Annotated in this window: 20 protein-coding genes and 1 pseudogene; 7 read left to right on the forward strand and 14 right to left on the reverse strand. The window is 60.9% G+C overall.

All coding sequences use genetic code 11. The annotated features are described in order from the left end of the window. Positions 1-50 precede the first annotated feature (50 nt). From hpf to AB4O36_RS22130, 4 genes are read left to right on the forward strand one after another with little or no spacing between them, the layout of a single operon-like run. A complete protein-coding gene (hpf, locus tag AB4O36_RS22115) occupies positions 51-359 on the forward strand; it encodes a ribosome hibernation-promoting factor, HPF/YfiA family (RefSeq protein ID WP_368557050.1) in 309 nt (102 codons plus the stop codon). Positions 360-371: 12 nt separating this feature from the next. Then, complete coding sequence (ptsN, locus tag AB4O36_RS22120; RefSeq protein WP_460118108.1) at positions 372-836, forward strand: PTS IIA-like nitrogen regulatory protein PtsN; 465 nt, start codon at positions 372-374, stop codon at positions 834-836. Between the two features lie 2 nt (positions 837-838). After that, the gene (gene rapZ, locus AB4O36_RS22125) at positions 839-1,696 is read left to right on the forward strand and encodes an RNase adapter RapZ (RefSeq protein WP_460118110.1); all 858 of its coding nucleotides are present in this window, start codon (positions 839-841) and stop codon (positions 1,694-1,696) included. 15 nt (positions 1,697-1,711) lie between these two features. Next, the gene (locus tag AB4O36_RS22130) at positions 1,712-1,984 is read left to right on the forward strand and encodes an HPr family phosphocarrier protein (RefSeq protein WP_192309666.1); all 273 of its coding nucleotides are present in this window, start codon (positions 1,712-1,714) and stop codon (positions 1,982-1,984) included. Between the two features lie 48 nt (positions 1,985-2,032). Here AB4O36_RS22130 and AB4O36_RS22135 read toward each other — a convergent pair whose 3' ends face one another. The 6 genes and pseudogenes from AB4O36_RS22135 to pmbA all read right to left on the reverse strand — a co-directional run bounded on the left by AB4O36_RS22135 (position 2,033) and on the right by pmbA (position 7,299). Continuing rightward, entirely contained in the window at positions 2,033-2,926 is an 894-nt protein-coding gene (locus tag AB4O36_RS22135; RefSeq protein WP_460118112.1) for a ZIP family metal transporter, read from the reverse strand. 30 nt (positions 2,927-2,956) lie between these two features. After that, positions 2,957-3,568, reverse strand: coding sequence for a superoxide dismutase (locus tag AB4O36_RS22140; protein ID WP_460140274.1), 612 nt, complete (start codon positions 3,566-3,568; stop codon positions 2,957-2,959). A gap of 1 nt (position 3,569) precedes the next feature. Beyond that, a pseudogene (locus AB4O36_RS22145) lies at positions 3,570-4,000 on the reverse strand (hypothetical protein). A gap of 27 nt (positions 4,001-4,027) precedes the next feature. After that, positions 4,028-5,404 (reverse strand): class II fumarate hydratase, encoded by a 1,377-nt coding sequence (locus AB4O36_RS22150; RefSeq protein ID WP_460118116.1) that lies wholly within the window; start codon positions 5,402-5,404, stop codon positions 4,028-4,030. Beyond that, entirely contained in the window at positions 5,385-5,792 is a 408-nt protein-coding gene (locus tag AB4O36_RS22155; protein WP_460140275.1) for a FagA protein, read from the reverse strand. The genes AB4O36_RS22150 and AB4O36_RS22155 overlap by 20 nt, the downstream gene beginning before the upstream one ends. A 160-nt stretch (positions 5,793-5,952) precedes the next feature. After that, positions 5,953-7,299 (reverse strand): metalloprotease PmbA, encoded by a 1,347-nt coding sequence (gene pmbA / locus AB4O36_RS22160; RefSeq protein ID WP_460118120.1) that lies wholly within the window; start codon positions 7,297-7,299, stop codon positions 5,953-5,955. Between the two features lie 108 nt (positions 7,300-7,407). Here pmbA and yjgA point away from each other — a divergent pair, with 108 nt between their 5' ends. After that, on the forward strand, positions 7,408-7,932 hold the full coding sequence (yjgA, locus tag AB4O36_RS22165; RefSeq protein ID WP_460140276.1) for a ribosome biogenesis factor YjgA: 525 nt from the start codon (positions 7,408-7,410) through the stop codon (positions 7,930-7,932). A gap of 49 nt (positions 7,933-7,981) precedes the next feature. On the opposite strand, the gene tldD is transcribed toward yjgA, so the two are convergent. From tldD to mreB, 8 genes are all read right to left on the reverse strand, one after another. After that, complete coding sequence (gene tldD, locus AB4O36_RS22170) at positions 7,982-9,424, reverse strand: metalloprotease TldD (RefSeq protein ID WP_460118122.1); 1,443 nt, start codon at positions 9,422-9,424, stop codon at positions 7,982-7,984. Positions 9,425-9,442: 18 nt separating this feature from the next. Further along, positions 9,443-10,291, reverse strand: coding sequence for a carbon-nitrogen hydrolase family protein (locus tag AB4O36_RS22175; protein WP_460140277.1), 849 nt, complete (start codon positions 10,289-10,291; stop codon positions 9,443-9,445). A gap of 130 nt (positions 10,292-10,421) precedes the next feature. Then, complete coding sequence (locus tag AB4O36_RS22180) at positions 10,422-14,225, reverse strand: YhdP family protein (RefSeq protein WP_460140278.1); 3,804 nt, start codon at positions 14,223-14,225, stop codon at positions 10,422-10,424. 75 nt (positions 14,226-14,300) lie between these two features. Next, the gene (gene rng, locus AB4O36_RS22185) at positions 14,301-15,758 is read right to left on the reverse strand and encodes a ribonuclease G (protein ID WP_460140279.1); all 1,458 of its coding nucleotides are present in this window, start codon (positions 15,756-15,758) and stop codon (positions 14,301-14,303) included. A 57-nt stretch (positions 15,759-15,815) separates the two neighbouring features. Then, positions 15,816-16,412 carry a Maf family protein gene (locus tag AB4O36_RS22190; RefSeq protein WP_460140280.1) on the reverse strand — a complete coding sequence of 199 codons (597 nt, stop codon included), beginning with the start codon at positions 16,410-16,412 and terminating at the stop codon, positions 15,816-15,818. Positions 16,413-16,455: 43 nt separating this feature from the next. Beyond that, on the reverse strand, positions 16,456-16,947 hold the full coding sequence (mreD, locus tag AB4O36_RS22195; RefSeq protein WP_460118131.1) for a rod shape-determining protein MreD: 492 nt from the start codon (positions 16,945-16,947) through the stop codon (positions 16,456-16,458). Then, positions 16,947-18,050, reverse strand: a complete 1,104-nt coding sequence (mreC, locus tag AB4O36_RS22200) for a rod shape-determining protein MreC (RefSeq protein ID WP_460126817.1) — start codon at positions 18,048-18,050, stop codon at positions 16,947-16,949. Before mreC ends, mreD begins: the two co-directional genes overlap by 1 nt. A gap of 140 nt (positions 18,051-18,190) precedes the next feature. Beyond that, entirely contained in the window at positions 18,191-19,228 is a 1,038-nt protein-coding gene (gene mreB, locus AB4O36_RS22205; RefSeq protein WP_460118133.1) for a rod shape-determining protein MreB, read from the reverse strand. 213 nt (positions 19,229-19,441) lie between these two features. Here mreB and gatC point away from each other — a divergent pair, with 213 nt between their 5' ends. Further along, positions 19,442-19,729, forward strand: coding sequence for an Asp-tRNA(Asn)/Glu-tRNA(Gln) amidotransferase subunit GatC (gene gatC / locus AB4O36_RS22210; RefSeq protein WP_460118135.1), 288 nt, complete (start codon positions 19,442-19,444; stop codon positions 19,727-19,729). A 16-nt stretch (positions 19,730-19,745) separates the two neighbouring features. Continuing rightward, a complete protein-coding gene (gene gatA / locus AB4O36_RS22215) occupies positions 19,746-21,197 on the forward strand; it encodes an Asp-tRNA(Asn)/Glu-tRNA(Gln) amidotransferase subunit GatA (protein WP_460118137.1) in 1,452 nt (483 codons plus the stop codon). The last annotated feature ends 5 nt before the right edge of the window (positions 21,198-21,202 follow it).

Below are 21,202 nucleotides of genomic sequence, written 5' to 3' on the forward strand. Positions count from 1 at the left end.
GGCAAACATTTGTTTGCCGCTTTATGCACTGGCAACGAAGGAGAAGCTGTATGCAAGTCAACATCAGTGGACACCAACTGGAAGTGACCGAACCTCTTCGCACCTACATCGGCGAAAAACTCGATCGGCTGGAGCGACACTTCGACAAGATCACCAATGTCCAGGTCACGATGACCGTCGAAAAGCTCAAACAGAAAATCGAAGCCACCTTGCATATTCCTGGCGGTGAAGTGGTCGCCAACGCGGAACATACCGATATGTACGCGGCCATCGACGCACTGACCGACAAGCTGGATAAACAACTCAAAAAGCATAAGGAAAAGACCCAGAGCCTCCTCCAGGGCGCAACCGGTCGTTAACACTCCCTACCCATGATCCGACTTGAAAGCATACTGACCCCCGGCCGTTCCCTCGTGAACGTGCCGGGCGGCAGCAAAAAGAAAGCCCTTGAGCAAATTGCCAACCTGATCGCACGGGAAGTCCCCGATCTGGAAATGCAAGATGTCTTCGAGGCACTGATCGCCCGTGAAAAACTCGGCTCGACCGGTTTTGGCAACGGCATCGCCATTCCGCACTGCCGGCTCAAGGGTTGCACCTCGCCCGTCAGCGCCTTGATGCACCTGGATGCACCCATCGATTTCGACGCCATCGACGGCGCGCCGGTAGACCTGTTGTTCGTGCTGCTGGTCCCGGAAGCTGCTACCGATGCGCACCTTGAGTTGCTCCGCCAGATCGCCAGCATGCTCGATCGCAAGGAAGTCCGTGATCGCCTGCGCAGCGCCGCGAGCAATGAAGCCTTGTATCAGGTTGTCCTGGACGAGCAAAACGGGCACTAATCATGCGCTTGATCATCGTCAGTGGCCGCTCCGGCTCAGGTAAAAGTACCGCGCTCGATGTGCTCGAAGACAACGGCTACTACTGCATCGACAACCTGCCCGCAGGGCTGCTGCCGGAACTGGCTGAACGCGCGCTGATCCACACCGAACTGACGCAACCGCTGGTGGCCGTCTCCATTGACGCACGTAACCTGCCAAGCCACTTGAGCCGTTTCCCGGAACTGCTCGAAGAAGTCCGCAGCCGGCATATCCAGGTGGATGTGCTGTATCTGGATGCCGACGAAGAGACGCTGCTCAAACGTTTTTCGGAAACCCGTCGCCGTCACCCACTGAGCAGCGCCAATCGCTCACTGGCCGAGGCAATCACCGATGAGACAGCACTACTCGGGCCGATTGCCGACCTCGCTGACCTCAAGGTCAATACCACCAGTCTTAACCTGTATCAGTTGCGCGATACCATCAAGCTGCGCCTGCTGAACCAGCCAGAACCCGGCACGGCGTTCCTCGTGGAGTCTTTCGGATTCAAGCGCGGTATGCCGGTAGATGCCGACCTGGTATTCGACGTACGCTGCCTGCCCAACCCTTATTGGAAGCCTGAATTGCGCGAGCAATCCGGGCTCGATCAGCCGGTAGCCGAATACCTGGCCGCCCAGCCGGACGTCGAGGAGATGTACCAGGACATTTCCACGTACCTGCTCAAATGGTTGCCCCGCTTCGCCGCCAGCAACCGCGCCTACGTCACCATTGCCATTGGTTGCACAGGCGGACATCATCGGTCCGTCTACCTGACTGAACGTCTGGGCCAGGTCCTGCAAAAAACTCTGAAGAACGTCCAGGTCCGCCACCGCGACCTCAGCTAAAGGATTCACATCGCGATGCCTGCTCTGGAAATTGAAATCATCAACAAGCTGGGCCTGCATGCCCGCGCTTCCGCCAAGTTCGTTGGCGTGGCGGGCCAGTTTCCTTGCCAGATCAGGGCCGGACGCACACCGACGTCCATGGTCGACGGCAAAAGCATCATGGCCATGATGATGCTCGCCGCGGGCAAGGGCACCAAAATCCACCTGAGCACCGAAGGCGAACAGGAACAGGAAGCGCTCGATGCGCTGGTGGCGTTGATCAACAACTATTTCGACGAAGGCGAGTAACGAGCATCCTGTAGCAACGGGCCTGTGCCGCTGCTACACCCTCCCCCGCTAAGCCAGCGCTGTATCCATCACCATCATCAGACAGAACCCGACCAGCAGGCCAAGGCTCGCCAACTTGTCGTGACCATGGCGGCGCGACTCCGGGATGACTTCATGGGTGACCACCAACAGCATGGCCCCAGCAGCCAACGCCAGGCCCAACGGCAAGATCAACTCGGCCAGGCTGACCAGCCAGGCGCACAACAGGGCAAAGACCGGTTCGACCAATCCGGACGCCGCGCCGATCAGGAATGCCTTCACTCGCGACATGCCCGCCCCTGCCAATACCAACGCGATGACCAACCCTTCTGGCACATCTTGCAAAGCGATACCCATGGCCAGGCTGTCGGCGTCGGGCATGCCGCCCCCCGCAGAAACGCCCACAGCCATGCCTTCGGGAATGTTGTGAGCGACGATGGCAAACACGAACAACCAGATCCGTGGCGGGATGACCGGTCGCTGCGGTGTACCAACGAGCATTTCCGGTGACGCACCGGAGACTTTCCGATCCACCAGGAACAACCCGAACGCGCCCAGCAGGATGCCAAAACTGATCAGCCCGCTGGCCGCCCAAGGGGTCAGCCCGAGGTTTTCGGCCGCAGAGATGCCCGGAGCGATCAGCGAAAATGCTGTTGCCGCAAGCATCACACCGGCACCAAAGCCGAGCAGCGTGTCGCTGAGCGCCTGGGGCATGCGCCGGATCACCAACACCGGCACTGCACCCAATGCCGTGCCCAGCGCGCAGATCGCACCGCCCTGTAACGCGCGCAACAGTTTCGGCTCAAGCCCCAACCACGTGAGGCCCTGGGCAACCAGCAAGCTCATGCCCGCCAGCAGTAAAAGCGACCCCAACGCATAGCGAAACATCCGCCCACTTCCGGTCGCCAGTGTTTCAGTGCCCATAATCAGCCCTGGATTGTTGTTATAGGAGCCTTAAACCAGTGCAGCCTGATAGCGCGCAGCGACTTCTGGCCAATTGATCACGTTGTAAAAAGCGTTGATGTATTCAGGCCGACGGTTCTGGTATTGCAGGTAATAGGCGTGTTCCCAGACGTCCAGACCGAGTATCGGCGTATTGCCACTCATCAACGGGCTGTCCTGGTTGCCACTGCTTTCCACTATCAGGGTCTTTTGCGGGGTCACGCTCAGCCAGGCCCAGCCACTGCCGAAGCGGGTCAGCGCCGCCTTGGTGAAGGCTTCCTTGAAGCGATCGAGGCCGCCCAATTGCTCGTCGAACGCCTTGGCCAACTCGCCATCCGGCTGGCCGCCGCCGTTGGGCACCATGACTTCCCAGAACAATGAATGGTTGGCATGACCGCCGCCCTGGTTGATGACGGCGGCGCGCAGGTTTTCCGGCAGTTGCTGCACGGCTGCCACGAGTTTCTCCACCGGCCATTCAGCGAACTCGGTGCCCTCGACGGCAGCGTTGAGGTTGTTGATGTAGGTTTGATGATGCTTGGTGTAGTGGATTTCCATGGTTTGCGCATCGATGTGCGGCTCCAGGGCATCGTACGCGTACGGCAAGGCGGGCAAGCTAAAGGCCATTTCAATGAACTCCGTGATGAAGGGGGTGGACGGCGACGCGGCGTCCATGTGCAGCAGACGATGGGTACGGGGATACTCGCCGTGTTCGCTGATGAAATTCAGCAGCTCGACGTAGGTCTTGCTGCTCTGGCGCAACGCTGCTTCACGCAGCGCCGGCGAAAGGCGCGGGTCCTGTAGGGTCTTGAGCAACCGTTGGTGGATGGCGCACAGGTACTCGGCGCTCTCCTCCGGCTGGTTCAGACTCAGGTGCAGGTCCGCCAGGTTGTGATGGGAAATCACGCAGGCCGCCACCGCCTCATCGGCATCCGGCCACCGCTCGAACAGCACCTGCGCCAGTGCGAGTGCTTGCAGGTAGGCCTCGCGGGCATCCACCAGTTCGCCCTGCATGAAACAGCGGTTTGCCCTTTCGATTGTGCGTTTCCAGTGTTCCATGATGAGCCTCCAAAGCGATGGCAGTGGTTACACGCCGCCTGCGGTGAGTTTTTCCGGATTGAGCAGTTCTTCCAGTTGGCCGCGTTTCAGGTCGGTGTGCTCCAGGGCGACATCGATCACCGGACGACCTTGCTGGTAAGCCTTCTTGGCAATTTCAGCGGCTTTTTGGTAACCGATGATCGGGTTGAGCGCGGTCACCAGGATCGGGTTGCGCGACAACGCCTCCTTGAGACGGGCGTCGTTGACCTTGAAGCTGGCGATGGCCTTTTCACCCAGCAGATGGCTGGAGTTAGCCAGTAACTCGATGCTGCTCAGCAGGTTCTGGGCGATGATCGGCAGCATCACGTTCAGTTCGAAATTGCCGGACTGACCGGCAATCGCGATGACCGTATCGTTGCCGATCACTTGCGCAGCGACCATCGCGGTGGCCTCCGGGATAACAGGATTAACTTTGCCCGGCATGATCGACGACCCCGGCTGCAAGGCCTCAAGTTCGATTTCACCCAGACCCGCCAGTGGACCGGAGTTCATCCAGCGCAGATCGTTGGCGATCTTCATCAACGACACAGCAGTGGTTTTCAGTTGCCCCGAAACGGCCACGGCGGTGTCCTGGGAGCCGATCAGGGCGAACAGGTTGGTGCCCGGCTGGAATTGCACCTGGGTCAGCTTGCTCAGTTGCTGGCTGAACCGAGCGGCGAACTGCGGGTGTGCGTTGATTCCGGTCCCGACCGCCGTGCCGCCCTGCGCCAGCGATTGCAGGCTCGGCAGCAGGCCTTGCAGATGAGCGATATTGGCTTTGAGTTGTTGCGCCCAGCCGTTGAGCACCTGGCTCATGCGTACCGGCATCGCGTCCATCAAATGGGTGCGGCCGGTTTTGACGTGGTGATGAACCTCCTGCGCCTTGTGCTCAATCACCTGCACCAGGCGCGTCAACGCCGGCAGCAGTTGCTCATGCAGGGCCAGCGCCGCGCTGACGTGGATGGTAGTCGGGATAATGTCGTTGCTGCTCTGGCCGCAATTGACGTGGTCGTTGGGGTTCACCGACTCGCCGAGCCGGCGACTGGCGAGGGTCGCGATCACTTCGTTGGCGTTCATGTTGGAGCTGGTGCCGGACCCGGTCTGGAAGATGTCCACGGGGAAGTGCTGCATGAAATCGCCCTTGAGCAGTTCCAGTGCGACTTCGACGATGGCACTGCCCTGGGCTTCGCTGATCTGCTCGAGTTCGATGTTGGCACGAGCGGCGGCGGCCTTGGCCAGGATCAACGCACGGATGAACTGCGTCGGCATCGGCTTGCCGCTGATCGGGAAGTTATCCACAGCACGCTGGGTCTGTGCGCCGTAAAGTGCGTCCACCGGGACCTGCAGCTCGCCCATGCTGTCGCGCTCAATACGAGTCTTGTTCATCAGAAAATCCTTGCACCAGTTCTATGAGGGGAATCGAGGGTTGCAACTCGCAGGTCGCCAGTTGCCAGGTGTAGCTCTGCCAGCGCTTGAGGCGGCACTTGCACAGCGACAGGCGTTCGAGATCGCGCAGTGGGCGCCACGCCTGATCCAGGCAGAACGTGCGCCAGTGCCAAGGCAGCGCAACATCGGCGGCGGTGTCGAGCAGCAGACGGAAAGTGGTTTCGGCGATGGTCCAGGGTGAAGTGGCCGTGCAACACGCCAGGTAGCGCCCTTCGGCCAGGTAATGTTCAATCAGGCGAGGCTCGTCGGGGTCCAGCGCACACCGAATCTGGCGACTCATCCAGCGCCAGCTGTCGAGGTACGGCTGCTCGTGCAAGGCAGAACTCATGATCCTGGGCTCATTCGATAATGAGATTTATTATTAGATGATAATGAGAACCAAAACAAGCCTGCGCAGATGTATGTCATTTCTTTGTGGGAGGTGTCCGGCCAACAAAAAAGGCGCGCCACCCAATGGATGGCGCGCCTTTGTCATGCGACGAGCGGTTTTAGCTACCCGCCACCGTCATCCGCTCGATCAGCACCGAGCCGGTGCGGATGTTGCTGCGCAGTTCCAGATCGTTACCCACTGCGACAATCTGTTTGAACATGTCGCGCATGTTGCCGGCGATGGTGACTTCCTGGACCGCGAACTGGATTTCGCCGTTTTCCACCCAGTAGCCTGCGGCGCCCCGCGAGTAATCGCCGGTGACCATGTTCAGGCCATGGCCCATCAGTTCGGTCACCAGCAGCCCACGGCCCATGCGCCGCAGCAAGGCCGCCTGGTCTTCGTCGCCATGGGTGACGAACAGGTTGTGCACGCCACCCGCGTTGGCGGTACTCGGCATGCCCAGCTTGCGACCGGAATAAGTGCCGAGGATGTAGGACACCAGCTCACCCTTTTCGACGAACGGCTTGGCGTAAGTGGCCAGACCATCACCGTCGAACGAGGCACTGCCCAGGGCACGGGCCAGATGCGGTCGCTCATCGATGGTCAGCCACTCGGGGAACAGCTTCTGCCCGAGAGTGCCTTCCAGGAACGAGGATTTACGGTAAAGGCTGCCACCGGAAATCGCCGAAAGAAAACTGCCGAACAAGCCACCGGCCAGCTCGGCGGAAAACAGCACCGGCACTTCACAGGTCGGCACCGGACGCGCGCCCAAACGGCTGACCGCCCGTTGCGCCGCACGCTGGCCAATGCTCACCGGATCGGCGAGCAAATTGCCCAGGCGATTCACGTCATACCAATAATCGCGCTGCATCTGGCCATCGGCCTCGGCAATCATGACGCAGCTCAGGCTATGGCGCGTCGACGCATAACCACCGATGAAGCCATGGCTGTTGCCGTAGACCCGGCAGCCCTGATGGGTGCTCAGCGTGGTGCCGTCAGCGTTCTTGATCCGTGGGTCGGCGTCAAAGGCGGCCGCCTCGCAGATCAAGGCCTTCTCGATGGCCTGCTCCGGCGTGATGTCCCATTGGTGGAAAAGATCAAAATCCTGCAGATCCCTGGCCATCAATGCGGCATCGGCCAGCCCGGACGCTTCGTCTTCGGAAGTGTGTTTGGCGATGGCCAGTGCCGCGGCGACGGTTTCGCGAATGGCTTGTGGCCCACTGGCCGAGGTGCTGGCCGAGCCTTTGCGCTGGCCCACATACAGCGTGATGCCAAAACCCTGGTCGCGGTTGAACTCGACCGTTTCGACTTCGCGTTGGCGTACCGAAGTCGACAGGCCCTGCTCCAGTGACACCGCCACTTCACAGGCACTGGCGCCCTGTCGCTTGGCTTCGGCGATGATCTGCTCGACTTGCTCCTGCAGTGCCGGCAATGCTTGGGGGCCGACGCTTTCAACTGCACTCATGCTGTTCTCCACTCAAATTCTGCTGTCGGTGTAGGCCTTCGAGCGACCGGGCCGGACAAGCGGCCCCCGACTGGTTATCATGGCGGCGTTTTCTTGCGGACGGCCACCATGGTTGATTCTTACGACGACTCCCTCGATACGGGAGAAAAAAGCAAATCCCAGGTCAAACGCGAGCTGCATGCTCTGGTTGACCTCGGCGAGCGCCTTACAACACTCAAGCCTGACTTGCTGGCAAAACTGCCCCTGACCGACGCCTTGCGCCGGGCCCTGGCGGATGCGCCCAAGCACGTTGCGCACATCGCGCGTAAACGGCACCTGCAGTTCATCGGCAAACTGATGCGCGATCAGGACACTGACGCGATTCTGGTACTGCTCGATCAACTCGATGCCTCCACTCGCCAATACAACGAACGTTTCCATAACCTGGAACGCTGGCGCGATCGCCTGATTGCCGGTGACGATGCCGTACTGGAAAAATTCGTTTCCGAATACCCGGACGCCGATCGCCAGCAGCTACGTTCCCTGATCCGCCAGGCCCAGCACGAGGTGGCGCAAAACAAGCCTCCTGCGTCGAGCCGTAAAATCTTCAAATACATCCGTGAGCTGGACGAGACCCTACGCGGCCTGCGCTGAGTGTCCGAGCGGGTGAGTTGTCCAGGCAACTCACCCGCAGCTCCACGTCCTACGCGCCCGTGCCACCCACGGTGATCGCGTCGATTTTCAACGTTGGCTGGCCGACACCCACCGGCACCGACTGCCCATCCTTACCGCACGTGCCCACGCCGCTGTCCAGCGACAGGTCGTTGCCGACCATCGACACCTTGCTCATCGCTTCCGGGCCGTTGCCAATCAAGGTCGCGCCCTTGACCGGCGCAGTAATCTTGCCGTCCTCGATCAGGTAGGCCTCGCTGGTGGAGAACACGAACTTGCCACTGGTGATATCGACCTGGCCACCGCCGAGGTTGGCGCAGTAGATACCGCGTTTCACCGAGGCGATGATTTCCGCCGGATCGCTCTCGCCCGCCAGCATGTAGGTGTTGGTCATGCGCGGCATCGGCAGGTGTGCGTAAGACTCGCGACGACCGTTGCCGGTGCGCGCCACGCCCATCAGGCGAGCGTTGAGCTTGTCCTGCATGTAACCCTTGAGCACGCCGTTTTCGATCAGCGTGGTGCACTCGGTGGGTGTGCCTTCGTCATCGACGCTCAGCGACCCGCGACGACCGGCCAGCGTGCCGTCATCGACGATGGTGCAGAGTTTCGACGCAACCATTTCACCCATGCGACCGCTGTAGGCAGAGCTGCCCTTGCGGTTGAAATCGCCTTCCAGGCCATGGCCCACCGCCTCGTGCAGCAGCACGCCGGACCACCCCGAACCCAGCACCACCGGCAATGTACCGGCCGGCGCTGGAATGGCCTCCAGATTGACCAATGCCTGACGCAACGCTTCACGGGCATACCCCATGGCGCGGTCTTCGGCGAGGAAATAACGGTAGTCGGTACGACCGCCGCCACCATGCCCACCGCGCTCGCGACGACCGTTCTGCTCAACGATCACGCTGACATTGAAACGCACCAGCGGACGCACATCCGCTGCCAGGCTGCCGTCGGTGGCGGCTACCAGGATGCGCTCCCAGACCCCGGCCATGCTCACGGTCACTTGCTGGATACGGGGGTCGAGGGCGCGGGTCGCAACGTCGATGCGCTTGAGCAACTCGACTTTTTCGGCACGGCTCAGCACTTCCAGAGGATTGTCCGGCGCGTATAACTGCGCGACATCCTGCGCAGTGAATGCCTGCACCGTGCCGTTCTGACCGGCGCGGGAGATGGAACGGGCGGCGCGGGACGCCGCGCCCAACGCTTCCAGGGTGATGGCGTTGCTGTAGGCGAAACCGGTTTTTTCACCCGATTGCGCGCGCACGCCCACGCCTTGATCAAGGTTGAAGCTGCCTTCCTTGACGATCCCGTCTTCCAGCGCCCACGACTCGGAAATTTGCCCCTGGAAATACAGGTCGGCAGCATCGATGCCCGGGCCGGCCAGGTCGCCGAGCACACCTTGCAGGCTCTCGAGGGTGACGCCACCGGGCGCCAGAAGGTGTTCACTGACTGAGGACAACAACTCGCTCATATACTTTACGCCTTAAATTCATCGTTCTGAGGCAGGTCGCCGGGCGCCCTGCGAGAAAAAGCGCCGGTGATTGGACACCGGCATCCGCGCCCTGATGGACGCCTGTTCGCTGCTATCGCGTTCAGCCAGCAGCACGGCTTCGCCTTGATCCTGTTGTGACAGTATCCGGCCCCATGGGTCGACAATCGCCGCATGCCCCCAGGTTTCTCGCGGCCCGGGGTGCGTTCCCCCCTGGGCAGCCGCGAGCACATAACATTGTGTTTCGATGGCCCGGGCACGAATCAGTACTTCCCAATGCGCCGCCCCCGTGACGGCGGTAAAGGCCGACGGGGCGGTGATCAACTCGGCACCGGCGGCACGCAATTCACTGTACAGCTCGGGGAAGCGCAGGTCGTAACACACTGTCAGGCCCAACCGGCCGACGGGCGTATCCGCCACCACGACACCACTTCCAAAAGCATAGTCATCGGATTCACGATAACGCCCACGATTATCCGCCACATCCACATCGAACAGGTGCAGCTTGTCGTAGCGGGCCACGATTTCGCCCTGATCGTCGACCAGCAACGAGCAGGCGTGCACTTTGGCCGTCGGTTGATCCGCCGGCGGCAACGGCAATGTGCCAGCCACTATCCATAACTTGAGGTCGCGGGCGGTCTGTTTCAACCAGGGCAGGATAGGACCTTCACCCAGCGCTTCGGCCCGGCCGATTTCGGCAATATCACGACGCCCCATGGCAGCGAAGTTTTCCGGCAGCACGGCCAGCTTCGCGCCCTGGGCAGCGGCCCGCTCGAGCAGGCGACGGGCCTGTACCAGGTTGGCCAGCACATCGCTCTGGCTGACCATTTGAATCACCGCTAGGGACATGACGGGTTCCTGATTACCTGTAGGAGCGAGCATGCTCGCGATGGTCGTTAACGATAACGCGGGATGTCTGACTCCCAGCGGTGCCTGTGATTGCATCGCGAGCAAGCTCGCTCCTACAGACAGGCGTGATTCAAAACGGCTTGTCGAAGGTAATTTGCGGCTCTTTGTAGGGCCCTTTGACGGTGTATTTTACACTCGCGAAACGCGCCACGCGGTCACCGATCAGCTTGTCGATGAGGAACAACGCGCCGCCGACAGCCGGGGCGCCAACGATCAGAGCAGCAATCGGCAAGTTATTGGTCACCGGCAGTGTCACCAGGAGCTTGGCGTCGATCTTCTCGTCCACCAGACTGAGCGTGCCATCCAGTTCTACGTTACTCGATGGGCCTGTCATCACGATCGGCTTGCTGGTCACATAGACGCCGTTCGTAGCCGTCAAGAGCCCCTTGACCCGATCGTAGCTCAACCCTTTGCCGAACAGGTCGGAAAAGTCCAGGCGCAAGCGGCGTCCGATGGAATTGAAGTTGAGCAGGCCAAACACCCGCAATGCCTGGGCACTGCCCTCGACTTCGACGAACTGACCTTTATTGAGCGACGCGTCGAGAGTGCCCGAGAACCGCTTGGTGGCGAGCCACGCCGGTGAACCGGGCCACCGCCCGTCGATGTCCATGTGGAAATCCTCACTGGTGACGCTCGGCGCAAACCCCCAGCCCTTGAGTACATCGGCCAGGTTCTTGCCGCTGGCGCGCCCCTTGAACCAACTGGCTGATGCGCCGGGCGCGCCTTCCCACCCACCGTCTCCCTGCAACAGAATGCCCTTGAGCCCCATATCCATGGTATTGAGGTTGATGCCCTTGCCGGTCGGGCGCACTTTCAGTGACCAGCCACCCACCAGGTCAGGTCCCAGAAACAACTGATTGATGGTGATATCCAGAGCGGGAATCTTCGTCGGATCGACGTTGGCCAGCGGGTCCGGGGCGTTTTCATCGGCCTGGACCGTCGGATCCGGCGCCGGCAAACGCACCGATTGCAGGTTCACCGCTATCGGCGCGGCTTTCGCATCGGGGATACCGACGCTGCCCTTCACCTGCTGGCTGTCGAGTTGCAAGGCCCAGGCGGCCGGCTTGCGATTCAATTGCACCGACGCCTGATCCAGCGTGGTGCCTAAACCGCTGAGCTTACCGACTTTGACGTCAACGCTACTGAGCAACTGCTTGGCGCTGCTGCCTGGATCCTGCCCGGCGTACTTGTCCACCAGGTCTTTCCAGGGGCCGAGGTCCAGCTCGGACAACGAACCACGGACCCGCAGGCCCTTGGCACCGGGCAGGACCGCCTCGCCATTGCCAAGGAACAACTCGCCACGACCGTCGGCGAAGCTGGCGGGCTGCGCCGCATAGGTGAAACTCGCCAACTCGCCGTACCGGGCCCAGTACCGACGCTCCTGCCCTTGCAGGGTCATGCGGAACATCGTGTCGCGCCCGACATCCGCAGTCATGCCGAACGGCGCCGGCAAATCGACGGCCACGCCCTTGAGACTGGAATTGACCATCAACTGACTGTCATCGCCGCCCAGGTTCAATTGCAGTTGGTAGGGAATCAACCCGGACACCGGCAACGGTTGGGTCACGCTCAGCCAGTCGGTGAGCTTCTTGACCTCCACCTGCCCCGAGGCAGCCACTCTCGTCTTGATCTTGCCAGGGCTGCCGTCCGCGAAAATCTGCGCCGTAACCGGTCGATCAAAAGCGCGGGCGCTGATGTTTTGTCCGCTCAGCCCCTTGGCACTGTCGAAGCGGAAATCGCCCTTGAGCTGTGTCAGTTCAAGGGCTGGCTCGGCGAGTTTCAAACGCGCCTTGGCAGTCTTGAAGTCGACCAGGATCTTGGGCTCCTCACCCTTGGCCAGCGGGATGTCCAGCTTCAACTTCCCGGAGAGGTCCCCTTCACCTTGCCAGCCGGCAAAGGTGTCCGCCGTGCCTATCGGTGCCTCCTGGAGGATTTTCAGGCCATCGCCCAGGCCACCCTCGAACCCGCCGTCGAGCAACAGGTGAACACTTTGTCCGGCGGGTGCATGGGGGATATTGACGTAGATGTCGCTGACCTGGGTGTCGAGCAATTGGCCTTTGCTCGCCAGAATTCGCACGCCACTGTCTTCGATGAACACATCGCCACTGACCTTGCTGACATGTGGCCAACCGGGCTGGAAGGCCAGTTCGGCATCATGCACCTTGAAGAACAGGCTGATGCTGCGATCTGCGTCGGCAGCGCCATGGTTGAGCGAGCCCTGATACTGGAAAAACCCCTGATCCACGGCGCCCTTCAGGATCGCCGTTCGCAACCATTCATCCAGTTCCGGGCTGAGCACCTGCGGCAGGTATTTGGCGGTGTATTTGCCATCCCCTTCCACCAGGCCGACCCGCAGGTCCATGTAGTCTTCCTGAGTGTGGTCGAAATGCAGGCGGATCAGGAAGTCACCGGCGATCTTGCCCTCCTCGCCCAGCACCTTCAGATAGGGCGCAATCAGGGTGAAGCCTTCCTTGTCGAGCTTCCAGGTCAGCCGCGCATTGGCCTGGATGTATTGCCATGGCTTGGCGAAGATCGGGTCCAGATGCAGGACAAAATCCTTGCTGTCCATGCGCAGTTCGCCGTGACCCAGATCGCCGCTGATACTGCCGCTGACGTTTCGCGCTGCCGGCGCGCCGTGGTAGGCGTCAAAACCGACCTGGTCGAGGTTGGCGGCAAAGCTGACCTTGGTGTCGTCGGTGGCATTGGGGCGGAAATCGAGCAGCACGTTGCGCAGCCCACCGGTCACCTTGAGCCGCTCAACCGCCGTGGCAACGCCCTGGGGGAGGGGCGCCAGGGCATTGAGCAAGGGTGTCAGCGGGGTCAGGTCGAGGCGGTCGGCTTGCAGATGCCAAAGTTCTTCGGCCTTGTCGGTCGCCACACTCTGGCGCAATTGCAGGCGCGATTCCCAGCGGGTTTCGCCAACGTTCATGGCCAGGGAATCCACGGTCATCAGCAAGCCTTCGGAGCTGCTCTGGAAGTAACCGTTGAGCGCCAGATTGTTGATCTGGACAGGCTTACGGTCGGCGTAGGCACCCTTGAGCAACGGCGCATTCAAGCGCACCGCACCACTTTGCAAAGCACCCTTGTTCCAGTTGAACCAGAGTTCCCCGCCGGCCTTGATCCGGGAAAAATCCCATTGCCGGGTCGCGCGTTTGGGCAGCCATTTCGACCAATCGCTTTGCGGCAGGCTCAAATAAGCGTCCACTTCGCCATCCTGCCACTGGCTGGCGCGGATACGGGTGCGCAGGCTCATCGCTACCGGCTGGCCATCAGGCAGGTTCAGCCGCGCATCGAGGCGCTGGCGGTACGCACCGGTTTTCAGGTTCAGCCCCACGTAGGTAAAGGTCAGCGGCGGCTGGTCCAGCGGCTGCAAAGTCACCTGGCTGTCGAGCACCGACAACTGCTGCACGATTTGCATACGATTGAGCAACTGCTCGGGGTCCAGTGGCTGGTCCCCCTGCACCGGCAAACCTTCCAGCGCCCAATGACCGTCTTCGCCTTCCTTGAGGTTGATTTTCAGGCCGTTGAGCTCGAGGTGGGCGATGCGCACTTCACGCGCCAGCAGGCTGGCCCAGATATCCGGCACCACGCGCACCTGATCCAGGTGCAAGGCGTTGGCGCCCTCACCGACCATGACGTCGCGGGCGAACAGAATCGGCGCGAAACCCGCCCAACTGCCTTCCAGCGATCCGATGTTCAGTGGCATACCCAGGGCTGCGCTGCCCTTGGCTTCGACTTCGGCCTGGTATTCGGCTACCAGCGGCGTCAGTTCACGCCCCAGGCTGACATACAGCGCCATCAACACCAAAACCAACGCGCACAGGCCCAGTCCCCAGCGGGTCAGCACGGCCATGAGGCGTGTCAGACGGTCCATGTCAGTTGGCTCCCATGGCAAGAAAACTGCGACAAGCTGAGGCCAGCCGTACTAGTGAGGATGAAACACAGGGATTCAGAGCAGCACCACGTCGTATTGTTCCTGGGAATACATGGTTTCTACCTGAAATCGGATGGTGCGCCCGATAAAACCTTCCAGCTCGGCGACGTTGCCCGATTCTTCATCGAGCAGGCGGTCAACGACTTTCTGGTTCGCCAATACACGATAGCCCTCCGCCTGATAAGCGCGAGCTTCGCGCAGGATTTCGCGGAAGATTTCGTAGCAAACAGTTTCCGGGGTTTTCAGCTTGCCGCGCCCCTGGCAGCTGTTGCACGGCTCGCAAAGGACTTGCTCCAGGCTTTCACGGGTGCGCTTGCGCGTCATCTGCACCAGGCCGAGTTCGGTGATGCCGATGATGTTGGTCTTGGCGTGATCGCGCTCCAGTTGCTTCTCGAGTGTGCGCAGGACCTGGCGCTGGTGTTCTTCGTCTTCCATGTCGATGAAGTCGATGATGATGATCCCGCCCAGGTTGCGCAGGCGCAGTTGACGCGCGATGGCGGTCGCGGCTTCGAGGTTGGTCTTGAAAATGGTTTCTTCAAGGTTGCGATGACCCACGAACGCCCCGGTGTTGACGTCGATGGTGGTCATGGCTTCCGCCGGGTCCACCACCAGGTAGCCGCCGGACTTCAGCGGAACCTTGCGCTCCAGGGCTTTCTGGATTTCATCTTCGACGCCGTACAAGTCGAAAATGGGTCGCTCGCCCGGGTAATGCTCCAGGCGATCAGCAATTTCCGGCATGAGCTCGCCGACAAATTGTGTGGTTTTCTGGAAGGTTTCCCGGGAGTCAATCCGGATTTTTTCGATCTTGGGGCTGACCAGATCGCGGAGTGTGCGCAACGCCAGGCCAAGGTCTTCGTAGATCACGCTCGGCGCGCTGATGGTCTTGATCTGATCGCTGATCTGGTCCCAGAGCCTGCGCAGGTAGCGGATGTCCATAAGGATTTCATCGGCGCCCGCCCCTTCGGCGGCGGTGCGCAGGATGAACCCACCGGTTTCCGTGATCCCTTCCCTGGCCACGCAATCTGAAACCACCTGCTTGAGACGCTCGCGCTCGGCTTCGTCTTCGATCTTCAGGGAAATGCCGACATGTGCAGTGCGCGGCATGTACACCAGGTACCGCGAAGGGATCGACAACTGGGTGGTCAGGCGTGCGCCCTTGGAGCCGATAGGGTCCTTGGTCACTTGCACCACCAGGCTCTGGCCTTCATGCACCAGCGCGCTGATGCTTTCGACCGCAGGCCCCTCACGCAAGGAAATCTCTGACGCGTGAATGAACGCCGCACGGTCCAGGCCGATATCGACGAAGGCCGCTTGCATGCCCGGTAATACGCGCACGACCTTGCCTTTGTAGATATTGCCGACGATGCCGCGCTTTTGCGTGCGCTCGACATGGACCTCTTGCAGAACACCGTTTTCAACCACCGCCACGCGCGATTCCATCGGCGTGATGTTGATCAGGATCTCTTCACTCATGGCAGGGTCTCGTCCAGGCATGTTCACGATTATGGTCGCATCTTGTCATTACGACGCTCAGGGCGCGCCAAGGGTTTGCCAACAGGGTATGTCGAAACGGCCCAGCAACTGTGCGGTTTCACACAGTGGCAGTCCGACGACCGCCGAATAGCTGCCATCGAGCCCTGCGACAAACACCGCGCCCAGTCCTTGAATACCATAGCCTCCCGCCTTGTCCCGGGGTTCGCCGCTGGCCCAATAGGCCGCCGCTTCAGCACGGTCGATGGGGCGAAAACGCACCAGACTGCGCACCACCCGCGACGCACTACGTTCGCCGTCCAGCACCGCAATGGCGGTCAATACTTCATGTTCTTGACCGGCCAACATCATAAGCATGGCGCACGCATCGGCTTCGTCCACCGGTTTACCGAGAATTTTCCCGTTCAGCACCACAGCGGTATCGGCACCGAGCACGCAAAACGGGGCGTCGGACACCACAAAACGGCGGCCCGCTTCGGCCTTGCCGCGCGCAAGGCGCTCGACATAGGCCGACGGCGATTCGTGATTCAAGGGGGTTTCATCAATGTCCGCGCTGATGGCGGTGAACGGCACGCCGATCTGCGTAAGCAGCTCGCGCCGACGTGGCGAACCTGAGGCAAGGTAAAGCGCTTTCATCCAGACATCTCCCTGTCGAGGTGCGGGCTAATGCCTGACCGAATCAGTTGATTTTGTAGCGTCGACGCAACCCGCGCAAACCGAAGCTGATCCACGGCCAGAGCAAGGCACTGACCAGGGCTGGCAAGACCAGCGCCAACGTGGGCTGACGATTGCCGGTCAGGGCGCTCAGCCATAGCTGCACCAGCTGCGCCAGGCCGAAGATCACCAGGATCACCAGGCTCTGCTGCCACATCGGGAACATCCGCAGCCGTTGTTGCAACGAGAGCACCAGGAACGTGATGAGTGTCAGGATGAGTGCGTTCTGACCCAGCAACGTGCCGTAGAGCACGTCTTCAGCCAGGCCCAGGCAAAACGCGGTAACCATGCCGACTTTCTGCGGCATCGCCAGCGCCCAGAATGCCAGGAGCAACGCGAGCCACAACGGGCGCAGGATTTCCATGAACTGTGGCAAAGGCGAAACACTGAGCAACAGGCCGATGGCGAATGTCAGCCAGACCATCCAGCCGTTTCGGGAGGCGGTAGCACCGGGCATTATTCTCTCCCCCCTGTAGCGGCTGGCGCGGAGACAGGCGGTTTGGCGGCAGGTTTCGCCGCAGCCGGCGGCTTGGCGGCGGGATGTGTGGCAGCAGGCTTGGCCGGAGTCGCAGTCGCCGGCGCGGCCGGAGCAGGCGCAGGGGTTGCAGCTGGCGTCGTCGCTGCCGGGGCAATCACGCCGACAGGCTTCGCCACGGCAGGCGGAATGATCGGCCCACCGCCCAGTGCGTCAAGGTGTTCCTGGGCCTGAGCGGCGTCATTGGCACGCTCTTCGGCGGTGCGGTTATCGCTGAACACCAGCAGCAGGTAGCGGCTGCGGTTCAGGGCGGCCGTCGGTACGGCGCGGACAATGGCAAACGGCTGACCGGAGTCGTGGATCACTTCCTTGACCGTTGCAACGGGATAACCCGCCGGGAAACGCTGGCCAAGACCAGAGCTGACCAGCAGGTCGCCTTCCTTGATGTCGGCGGTGTCGGCCACGTGACGCAGTTCAAGGCGCTCCGGGTTGCCGGTGCCGCTGGCGATCGCCCGCAGGCCGTTACGGTTCACCTGTACCGGTATGCTGTGGGTGGTGTCGGTCAGCAGTAATACGCGGGATGTGTACGGCATCAACTCGACTACCTGGCCCATCAGGCCACGGGCATCGAGTACCGGCTGACCGAGCACCACGCCATCGCGCTCACCTTTGTTGATGATGATGCGATGGGTGAAGGGGTTGGGGTCCATACCGATCAACTCGGCCACTTCGACCTTCTCGTTGACCAGCGCGGAAGAATTGAGCAACTCGCGCAGACGCACGTTCTGCTCGGTGAGGGCGGCAAGCTTTTGCATGCGGCCCTGCAACAGCAGGTTTTCAGTCTTGAGTTTTTCGTTTTCGGCGACGAGTTCGGTACGGCTGCCAAACTGGCTGGCCACACCTTGCCACAGCCGCTGCGGCAGGTCGGTGATCCAGTAGGACTGCATCAGCACCAACGACATCTGGCTACGGACGGGCTTGAGCAGCGCGAAGCGGGCATCGACCACCATCAGCGCGACCGATAGCACGGCCAGCACCAACAAGCGCACGCCTAGTGAAGGCCCTTTGGTGAAAAGCGGTTTAATAAGCCGCTCCTCCCAGGCAAATATTCCGTTTATTCATACGCCAAGACCGGCCGGGATAAGACTGACAGAAGATAAACGCCAACAGGCGGCACTGCAAAGTGCCGCCTGCGGGCGCTACAGCAAGGATGCATCAAGCGAAATCACTCGCTCGACAGCAGGTCCATGGTGTGTTTGTCCATCATTTCCAGTGCACGACCACCGCCGCGAGCCACGCAGGTCAGCGGGTCTTCGGCAACGATGACCGGCAGACCGGTTTCCTGGGCCAGCAACTTGTCGAGGTCACGCAACAGGGCGCCACCGCCAGTCAGCACCAGGCCACGCTCGGCGATGTCGGAAGCCAGCTCCGGAGGCGATTGCTCCAGGGCGCTCTTCACGGCCTGAACGATGGTGGCCAGGGACTCTTGCAGAGCTTCCAGCACTTCATTGGAGTTCAGGGTGAACGCGCGCGGAACGCCTTCAGCCAGGTTACGGCCACGAACGTCGACTTCACGCGTTTCGCCGCCTGGGTAGGCCGTACCGATTTCCTGCTTGATGCGTTCGGCGGTGGACTCACCGATCAGGCTGCCATAGTTGCGACGCACGTAGGTGATGATCGCTTCGTCGAAGCGGTCGCCACCTACCCGTACGGATTCGGCGTAAACCACACCGTTCAGGGAGATCAGCGCGATCTCGGTGGTACCACCACCGATATCGACGACCATCGAACCGCGTGCTTCCTCAACCGGCAGGCCGGCACCGATCGCAGCCGCCATTGGCTCTTCGATCAGGAACACTTCACGTGCACCGGCACCGAGGGCCGACTCACGGATGGCACGGCGCTCAACCTGGGTGGATTTGCACGGAACGCAGATCAGCACGCGAGGGCTTGGCTGCAGGAAACTGTTCTCGTGAACCTTGTTGATGAAATATTGCAGCATCTTTTCGCAGACGCTGAAGTCGGCGATCACGCCATCCTTCATCGGACGAATGGCCGCGATATTGCCCGGCGTACGACCGAGCATGCGCTTGGCCTCGGTGCCGACAGCGACGACACTTTTCTGGTTACCGTGTGTCCGAATAGCCACAACCGATGGCTCATTCAGGACGATACCGCGCTCGCGCACGTAAATAAGGGTGTTGGCAGTGCCCAGGTCAATGGAAAGATCGCTGGAAAACATGCCACGCAGTTTCTTGAACATGGGAAAGGGACCCTAGGCAACGCGTGGGTAAAAAAAGTGCGGCAAACTCTAACAACGACAGGGATTTTGGGCAAGGCGCCAATATGTTAAATTGGCCGCTTTTCTGTGCACCAAGCCCCACAATCGCGGCCTTATTGACCGTAGAAGTGCGGTAGTGTTCCGACAACACTAACACACGGACACCGTCCGTCCTGTTTTCCACTGGAGAATCCCATGGCGCTTGAACGCTCCGACGTGGAAAAAATCGCTCATTTGGCCTGTCTTGGCCTGAATGAAGACGATCTTCCACATATTACTTCGGCCCTGAACAGTATTCTGGGTCTGGTCGACGAAATGCAGGCGGTCAATACCGACGATATCGAGCCGCTGGCCCATCCATTGGAAGCCAGCCAGCGCCTGCGTGCCGACATCGTGACCGAGTCCAATCATCGCGAGGCGTACCAATCCATCGCACCAGCGGTCGAAAACGGCCTGTACCTGGTTCCGAAAGTCATCGACTAAAGGGAAAGAGCCTGCAATGCATCAATTGACCCTGGCCGAGATCGCCCGCGGACTCGCCGATAAAAAGTTTTCTTCCGAAGAGCTGACCAAGTCCCTGCTGGCGCGCATTACCCAGCTCGACCCTCAACTCAACAGTTTCATCAGCCTCACCGAAGAGCTGGCGCTTCAGCAGGCCAAAGCCGCTGACGCACGTCGGGCCAATGGTGAGAGCGGTGCCCTGCTCGGTGCGCCGATCGCCCACAAAGACCTGTTCTGCACCCAGGGCATTCGCACCAGCTGCGGCTCGAAGATGCTCGACAACTTCAAGGCCCCGTACGACGCGACCGTGGTTGCCAAACTGGCCGCCGCCGGCGCCGTGACCCTGGGCAAGACCAACATGGACGAATTCGCCATGGGTTCGGCCAACGAGTCCAGCTACTACGGTGCAGTGAAAAACCCGTGGAACCTGGAACACGTTCCGGGTGGTTCGTCGGGCGGTTCGGCGGCGGCAGTGGCAGCGCGCCTGCTGCCGGCGGCCACAGGCACCGACACCGGCGGTTCGATCCGCCAACCCGCGGCGCTGACCAACCTCACTGGCCTGAAACCGACCTACGGTCGCGTTTCACGCTGGGGCATGATCGCCTACGCCTCCAGCCTCGATCAGGGCGGCCCGTTGGCGCGCACCGCCGAAGACTGCGCGATCCTGCTGCAAGGCATGGCCGGCTTCGACCCTAACGACTCCACCAGCATCGACGAACCGGTGCCCGACTACAGCGCCAGCCTCAACGGCTCGCTGCAAGGCCTGCGCATTGGCGTGCCGAAGGAATACTTCAGCGCCGGTCTCGACCCGCGCATCGCCGAGCTGATCCACAACAGCGTCAAGGAGCTGCAAAAGCTCGGTGCCGTGGTCAAGGAAATCAGCCTGCCGAACATGCAGCACGCCATTCCGGCGTACTACGTGATTGCCCCGGCGGAGGCCTCTTCCAATCTGTCGCGTTTCGACGGCGTGCGTTTCGGCTACCGCTGCGAAGCCCCGAAAAACCTGATCGACCTGTACAAGCGCTCCCGTGGCGAAGGTTTCGGCCCGGAAGTGCAGCGCCGGATCATGGTCGGCGCCTACGCGCTGTCGGCCGGTTACTACGACGCTTACTACCTGAAGGCGCAAAAAATCCGTCGCCTGATCAAGAACGACTTCATGGCCGCCTTCAACGAGGTCGACATCATTCTCGGCCCAACCACGCCGAACCCGGCCTGGAAGCTGGGCGCCAAGAACAGCGACCCGGTCGCTGCGTACCTGGAAGACGTCTACACCATCACCGCGAACCTCGCGGGCCTGCCAGGCCTGTCAATGCCGGCCGGTTTTGTCGACGGTCTGCCGGTTGGCGTGCAACTGCTCGCCCCGTATTTCCAGGAAGGCCGCTTGCTCAATGTTGCCCATCAGTACCAACTCAACACTGATTGGCACACCCGCACCCCAACCGGCTTCTGAGGAGA

Source organism: Pseudomonas sp. S2_E01 (genome assembly GCF_054668365.1).